This is a genomic window from Paraburkholderia sp. (assembly GCF_034668105.1).
Taxonomy (GTDB): domain Bacteria; phylum Pseudomonadota; class Gammaproteobacteria; order Burkholderiales; family Burkholderiaceae; genus Paraburkholderia.
This window is the reverse complement of record NZ_JAXDPY010000047.1, coordinates 1-6,847: the sequence shown is the minus strand read 5'-3', so window position 1 is coordinate 6,847 and position 6,847 is coordinate 1. Positions and strand designations below refer to the sequence as shown.

Annotated in this window: 5 protein-coding genes; 2 read left to right on the top strand and 3 right to left on the bottom strand. The window is 65.1% G+C overall.

All coding sequences use genetic code 11. From position 1 onward, the window contains the following. Positions 1-40: 40 nt before the first annotated feature. The 3 genes from QOC89_RS02405 to QOC89_RS02395 all read right to left on the bottom strand — a co-directional run bounded on the left by QOC89_RS02405 (position 41) and on the right by QOC89_RS02395 (position 5,259). Positions 41-1,750 (bottom strand): ShlB/FhaC/HecB family hemolysin secretion/activation protein, encoded by a 1,710-nt coding sequence (locus QOC89_RS02405; RefSeq protein ID WP_323043555.1) that lies wholly within the window; start codon positions 1,748-1,750, stop codon positions 41-43. Between the two features lie 246 nt (positions 1,751-1,996). Continuing rightward, positions 1,997-3,532 carry a collagen-like triple helix repeat-containing protein gene (locus tag QOC89_RS02400; RefSeq protein ID WP_323043554.1) on the bottom strand — a complete coding sequence of 512 codons (1,536 nt, stop codon included), beginning with the start codon at positions 3,530-3,532 and terminating at the stop codon, positions 1,997-1,999. Between the two features lie 173 nt (positions 3,533-3,705). Further along, the gene (locus QOC89_RS02395) at positions 3,706-5,259 is read right to left on the bottom strand and encodes a collagen-like triple helix repeat-containing protein (RefSeq protein ID WP_323043553.1); all 1,554 of its coding nucleotides are present in this window, start codon (positions 5,257-5,259) and stop codon (positions 3,706-3,708) included. Between the two features lie 667 nt (positions 5,260-5,926). Here QOC89_RS02395 and QOC89_RS02390 point away from each other — a divergent pair. Both QOC89_RS02390 and QOC89_RS02385 read left to right on the top strand, forming a co-directional pair. After that, positions 5,927-6,151 (top strand): Flp family type IVb pilin, encoded by a 225-nt coding sequence (locus QOC89_RS02390; protein WP_323043552.1) that lies wholly within the window; start codon positions 5,927-5,929, stop codon positions 6,149-6,151. Positions 6,152-6,314: 163 nt separating this feature from the next. Beyond that, complete coding sequence (locus QOC89_RS02385; protein WP_323043556.1) at positions 6,315-6,815, top strand: A24 family peptidase; 501 nt, start codon at positions 6,315-6,317, stop codon at positions 6,813-6,815. The last annotated feature ends 32 nt before the right edge of the window (positions 6,816-6,847 follow it).

Below are 6,847 nucleotides of genomic sequence, written 5' to 3'. Positions count from 1 at the left end.
GATAGTGGACCCTCTAATCAGGACGCGGCACTTTTGAACCTCAGTTCAGCTGGTACGAGAACGTCGCGTTGATGCGCGGGCTGCGCGACGCGCTTTCCACCGGCGCGTCGCCGATCGGTTTGGCCACCGACAAATCCAGGCTGTAGTACTTCGCGTCCGAGATCCGGAAGCCGAATGCAAGCGACGACAGCTTCGACGGCGACGGCGTCCCCGCATGGAGATACACGCGCGCCATGTCGAACGAGATGTACGGCGTGAGGGTGCGCAGATAGGTGAAGCCCGGCGTGAACGCCCGGTTGATTTCGAGCATCGCGCCCCAGCCCGAATCGCCCGACGCCTCGCCCGGTTGATAGCCTTGTGCAAAACGTTGCGCGCCAAACGAGATCTGTTCCGAAGTCGGCAGCGAGACGGCGCTGTATTGGCCCGTCAACGACACCGCGGTGCCGATCTTCAGCGGCCACTCGTTGGTTTGCGAAAAGGTCGCGCCGGTCCGCACGAACGTGATCGACGCCGGGTTCGTGACGATAGTGCCGGGAACGTTCGAGTCGCCGGATTTCGACGCGCCCAGAATATCGAACGCCTTCGCCACGTTGATACTCGCGCGGCGCACCTGACCCGGTTCCGCGCTGGTGTAGTCGGCTTGCAATTGCATCACTCGCACCTGCGAGCGAAAACCGAGCTGCGCGCCGGTGTCCTGATTGTGATAACGATCTTCGTCGTGCGAAGCATAGACCGTGGCTGTGCCGAGCAGGCTTTGCTGGTTGTTGAGCAGGATCGGATAGCTCAGGGAACCGCTGAGCTTGTCGTTGATGACCGTGCGCTCGATATTGGAGGGCAGGCCGGGATTGTCGACCGGATTGCCGCGATAGTGCGACGCGTCGATCTTCCCGGTCAGTCCGTCGCTGCCGATCGGCACCACGGCATGCGCGGCGAGGTAGGTGACGTTGTCACGGCCCTTCGGCAGCAACGCCGATACGCTCAACTGTTCGCCGAGCGAGGTCAGGCCGTTTTCGGTCGCGGTCAACAGGCCTTGCACGCCGGGTTGATTGAAGTTGATGCCGGTGCTCACGTCGAACGGTTTGCGCTCCACATTCAACTCGAGCGTGGTGGCGCCGTCGGTGTTCTGCGGAGGCGCCGCGTTGGCCGCGACCTTGACCCCGGGCAACTGGCCCAGCAGATTGATGTAGCGCTCGAAGGTGGCACGCCGCAGCGGCCGGTCGGCGACGATGTGATCGGCGATCGCGCGGATCTTGTCTTCGACCGCGCCGGCCTTGCCCGTCACCTTGACCACCGACACGTAGCCCTCCACCACGGTGACGCGCACCACGCCGTCCTCGAACGTCTGCGCCGGAATGAACGCGAACGAGAGCGCATAGCCGCGGTCCTGATACAGCTTCGTCACGCCGTTGGCGACCTGAATCAGATCGCCGATGGTGGTGTCCTTGCCGACCAGCGGCGTGAAGCGCTGCGCGACTTCGTCGAACGGAATGGACTTCACGCCCTCAACCTGAATCTTCGAAGGCGTCAGATGGCGGGCGAGCAGTTCCTGAAGTTGCGGGGCTTGCGGCGTGACCTGCAAGGTCACATTCGGGCCCTTGTCGGGCGCCTTGATCTGCGGCAGCGAATCCAGCGGATTGCCGCCGACTGCCGGGCCGGCCGGACGTGACTGCGCTTGTGCTTGCACCGGCAACGCGCTCGCCGCAATGGCCGCGAGCAGAAGGGTCCATTTACCGCCGTACCCGAGTTTCATCGGATTTTCCTCGTATGCCGTTCTTGTGTTGCGGGCGCGCCGCCTGGCCGGGCTGGTCGCGATCGCTTATGTGTGGCTCGACGCTTACTGCCATGTCTGTCTGTATTACGTCACGTGCTCCGCGGGCTTGAGCGCGGTGCGCAAAAGCGCGGAGCACGTGATGAAGCGGACTGTTACGCATACTGCGCAATGCGGCATCTGACGGGACGTCTGATGCGCGTTGCATCGACCAACCACTTCTGCGGACTACTTATGGCTGGGCGGCAGGAGTCCGCCGAGCAAGGTCGTCAAACCGCCCGTCGGACTGCTCGCGCTGCTCGTCGAGCCGGCCGCTGAGTTGAGCGTGCCGGTCAGCTGGCCGACGAGCCCGGTCACGGGCGCAAGCGGGCCACCGCCGCTGCCCGATGTACTGTTCGTGACACCGGAGAGCGCGCCGGTCAGCGCCGAGACCGGATTCGACGTGCTACCCGTGCCGCCTGACGTCGAGGTCAGCGAACTGAGCGGCGTGCCGTCCAGCAGCGAAGTTAGCGAGCCCAGCGGCGAGCCGCCCGTTGCCGAGGTCAGCGAACTCAGCGGCGTGCTGCCTAACGTCGAGGTCAGCGAACTCAGCGGCGTGCCACCGAGCAGCGAAGATAGCGAACCCAGCGGCGAGCCGCCCGTCGCCGAAGTCAGCGAACCCAAGGGCGTGCCGCCCAGTGCTGCGGTCAGGCCGGACAGCGGTGTGCCACCGAGCAGTGTCGATAGCGAGCCGAGCGGATTGTTGCCGAGCCCGAGACTGGCGAGCGCGCTTTGCAGCGGGCCGAACGGGCTGCCATTGGCAGGCGGCCCATTGACGACCGCGACATTGGTGCTGCCGACGAGGCTCGTCAGCAAGCCGGGAATCGGATTCGCGCCATTCGGGCCGTTGGGATCGACGAGGCCGCCGGCGTTCGTCACCGTGTTGCCGAGCGAGCCGACCAGGGTGCCGAGATCGGCGCCGAGCGGATTCTTCGTTGCCGCGCCGACTTGCGAGCCGGCCGAGCTCAACGCGCCGCCGGCTTGCGCAAGCACGCCGCCCAGCGGCGCGCCGAGGCCGGTCTGCGTGCCGACGGTTTGAGTCACAAGTCCGGCGGTCTGCACGATCGGCGTGATCGCGGTGCTGATCGGCTGGGTGATCTGCTGCACCGGCACGGAGGCGAGCGAATTGCCGAGCGTCGTGCCACCGGCGTTCAGCGCGCCGGCGGCCGTCGAGAGGACGGTGGCCAGCGGCGTGGTGAGCGGCGACAGCGGCGCGAGATTGCCCGCGCCCAAACCGCCGACCGCGGTGCTCAGACCTTGTACGACACCGCTCGTCGAGCGGACCACCGAGCCGAGGCCGGCGACCGTGGTGCCGACTGGGTTGGCGGTCGTGCCGATCTGACCGACGCCGCCGCTCACCGCATCGGCAAGCGAGTTCAGCGTGCTGCTCGTGCTCGACACCGCGTTGCCGAGACCTTGCGTGACTTGCGGGCTGAGGCCTGGAATGGTCTGCGACGCGATCGTGTTGCCAAGGTCATTGGTGGTCTGCGCCGCGGCGGTGGCGAGGCCGGTGGTGCTGGCGGTGGTGGGCGTGCCCGTGCCGGTGCCGCTCGTTCCGCCGCCACCACCACTACCGGGGCCGCCCGAGGCGCTCGGCGGCGCCGTGACGCCATTGCCGCCACACGCCGCGAGCAGGCCGGCGGCGGCCACGGCGAGCAACGGTGCGCGCAACGACGAGACGGTCGCGCACGTCGCATGGAGAGTAAAAAAACGTTGGGTGGACATGTGTGCTCCTCAGTGTCTTTTCGGTGTCGTGTGCGTGCTTCCGTGCGCCGGTGCAACGATGGATGAGTGGCGCTGCTCAATTCAGCCTGGGTCCGGCCGCGCCGCGGCGCGACTGGCGGGCCGCGCTTCGGGTGCCGGTTGCTGCGCTTCTTCGACGGCTTCTGCGTCCTTGCTTACTTCTTCGTCAGACCGCCGAGCAGGCTGCCGAGCAGCGACGTCACCGGGGCCAGCGCATTGCTGCCCGATCCCTTGCCGCTGGTGGCCGACAGCGACAGGCCAGGGCTCGTGCTGGCCGAGGCGCTGGTCGTCGTGGTCGTGGCGGCCGCCGGTGTCGCGACGCCGCCGAGTGCGCCGGTGACGTTCGACAGCAAGCTCGTGACCGGGGCGAGCGGGCTGCTGCTGCCGCCGCTCGCGCCGCTCAGGCCGTTCGTCACGCTCGAGAGCAGGCCGGTGACAGGTGCCAACGGACCGCCGCTGCTCGAAGCGCCGCCCAGACCGCCGGTCACGTTGCCGAGCACGCCGGTGAGCGGAGCAAGCGGACCACTGCTGGTGCCACCGGTCAAGCCGCCGAGCACGCCGGCGAGCGGAGCAAGCGGACTACCGCTGGTGCCACCGCTCAAGCCGCCGAGCACGCTGGTCAGCGGCGCCAGCGGACCGCTGCCGGTGCCGCCCGTCAAGCCGCCGAGTGCGCTGGTGAGCGGCGCCAGCGGATTGCCGCCGGTGCCGCCGCTGATCAGGCCGCCCACCGATGCGACCGTGGTGCCCGTCGCCGTAACCGTCTGGCCAAGCGCGGCCGTGGTCGGGTTGACGCCGGTCGCACTGATCAGCGAGCCGGCCTTGCCCAGGCCGCCGCCGAGGGTCGCGAGCACGCCGTTCAGCGGTGCGCCGAGGCCCGTGGTGTTGCCGACCGTCTGCGTCGTCGCCGCGACCGTCGACGTAATCGGCGTGATCGCGGTGCTGAGCGTTTGCGTGACTTGCTGAACGGGGCCTGTCGAGAGCGCGGTGGTGAGCGTGCTGCCGCCGTTGGTCACGGCGCCGCCGAGCGTATCGACGACCCCGCCGAGCGGCGTGGTGAGCGTCGCCAACGGCGCGAGCGGGCCGCTGCCCAGGCTGGTCACGAGGTTGCCCGCATCCGTCACCGCGCCGCCGACATGACCGACTACGCCACCGAGGCTCGAGACCGTCGTGCCGACTGCGTTGCCACCGCTGCCGAGTTGGCCGAGCCCTTGCGATACACCGTTGCCCAGCGTCGAGACCGCGGACCCGACTTGCTGCACGATGCCGCCCGCGGCCTGATTGGTTTGCGCGTTGACGCCGGGCAGGCTTGGCGAACCGATCACGGTGCCGATGCTCGAGACTGTCGAGCCAATGCCGCCGACCACACCGCCGGTGTTCCCGACCACGGTGCCGAGCGCATTCGCGACCGGCGTCGATCCGCCTCCGGTGCCCGAGGTCCCGGTGCCGGACGTGCCGGTGCCGGAGGTGCCCGTCCCCGAAGTTCCAGTCCCGGAAGTGCTGGCGCCGGAACCGCCCGAGCCCATCGAACCGCTGCCGCTGGTGCTGCCGCCGCTGGTGGAAAGTGTGCCGCCGGCGGAGCCGCTGCCGTTGCTGCCGGTGCCCGAGCTCAGACTTCCGGAGCCTCCGCAGGCGCTCAGAGACAGCATCGCTGCCACGCCGGCCGCAATCAGGGTTATTCGTGCCGTGGTGTTGGCCGTTTGAATGTTCATGTCGCCCTCGCATCGCATGTGTAGTTAGGTGTTGCTGCGCGCCTATCTCTGCATGAGCCGTGCCATTTCGACTGAGCAATGCGGGACATTCTTTAATCGAGGGACGTAAAGCCATATGCAATAAGGCTTTGAGAGCGACCGATGAAGTGTCCACTCAATCAGATATGCATAGCGGAAATGAATTCGCTAAACGTTTGCGCGGGCTGTGTAACGTAACGGGCCGCGCGCGCCGTTACGAGGTGCGCCGTAACGCAGGCGCGGCGAGGGGTGCCGCGCGATTGAAACGAAACGTTCAAACGTTCTCTTCGAACATATATTTAGTGGAGCGAATCTAACTTATGGTTATTCCTATGTGCCGGAACGCACGGACTGCCGTTAATCTTGATGAACGCGGAAAATGCATAGGTTGAGAGGATCATGCACGCGGGCAATTGCTTAATTAAGATTGATACGTTATAAAACTCGAAAGCATCGGAAGTCGACGAGGGAGGTGCGATATCGAACAGACAATGACCGGCTATCCGTTTTATTGAGGCACGCTGCGAGGGGACGTTGTGGTGGCGTAACAAAGGGCCCCGAATGAGAGACCACTGGCCCTGACGCTGAAGCACTCTCCGATCCATCGCGGCATATAGACAAACGAAATAAATCAAGTCCGAGGGTTAAAATGAAAAAGTTCACACAACGCTTCCTGAGAGATAACAAAGGCGTTACGGCCATTGAATACGGTCTGATCGCGGGGCTTCTGGTGGTGGTCATTGCAACGTCGGTCAGCGGGATGGGGGGCAAGCTGACCAGTCTGTTCAGTGGAATTGGTGACCAGCTTAATTCCGCGACACCAGCGGCTGCCGGCGCCGCCGGCGCTGGCGCGGCCGGTGGCGCCAACGGTTAACTCGGCGGCCCGTCACGGGCATACAGGCAAACAAATCGTAAGGATTCCTCGATCAAGGCGGTGGACTTTTCGCATCCTGTTCAAGGCATCTAATCAGAATACGAAGGCGGATACGAACTGCAATAGCGGTCCGTATCGGTTCGTCACGCCTGTCGAGTGCGACATGAAATTGGCCACCGCGTTTCTTTTATTTACCGCTTGGGCTGCGGCAGTCACTGTATGTGATTGCCGCGCCCGGCGTATTCCTAATTCGCTTGTTATTGCAGGTCTCATTGCGGCATTGACCTGTGCGCTTGTATTGCAAGCGCCATTCGGCGTATCCGTGATGCAGGCAATGATCGGCATGGGCATCGGGCTCGTCGCGTTGATGCCGTTCTTCGCGCTCAACATGATGGGCGCGGCCGACGTCAAGGTATTCGCCGTGCTCGGCGCATGGTTCGGGATGCATGCGCTACTGGGGCTGTGGATGGTGGCAAGCGTTGCCGCGGGTCTGCATGCCGTCTGGCTGCTCGTCAGATCCCGCACGCCATTGGTCGCGCTCATCAGAAACTCAGCACCCACTTTCGCAATGGCCGGCAAACGTGCCACGCCATACGCCGCCTGTCTGTGTATCCCCGCGGTCATCGCACTGACGGTGCGCATATTCGCCGAGCATATTCAATGAACTCATACGTCGCACCCACGGCGAGGCAATTG

Excerpts from the sequence above, each read along its gene's own strand:
- QOC89_RS02405 (WP_323043555.1), bottom strand. The coding sequence starts at position 1,750 with ATGAAACTCGGGTACGGCGGTAAATGGACCCTTCTGCTCGCGGCCATT.
- QOC89_RS02400 (WP_323043554.1), bottom strand. The coding sequence starts at position 3,532 with ATGTCCACCCAACGTTTTTTTACTCTCCATGCGACGTGCGCGACCGTC.
- QOC89_RS02395 (WP_323043553.1), bottom strand. The coding sequence starts at position 5,259 with ATGAACATTCAAACGGCCAACACCACGGCACGAATAACCCTGATTGCG.
- QOC89_RS02390 (WP_323043552.1), top strand. The coding sequence starts at position 5,927 with ATGAAAAAGTTCACACAACGCTTCCTGAGAGATAACAAAGGCGTTACG.
- QOC89_RS02385 (WP_323043556.1), top strand. The coding sequence starts at position 6,315 with ATGAAATTGGCCACCGCGTTTCTTTTATTTACCGCTTGGGCTGCGGCA.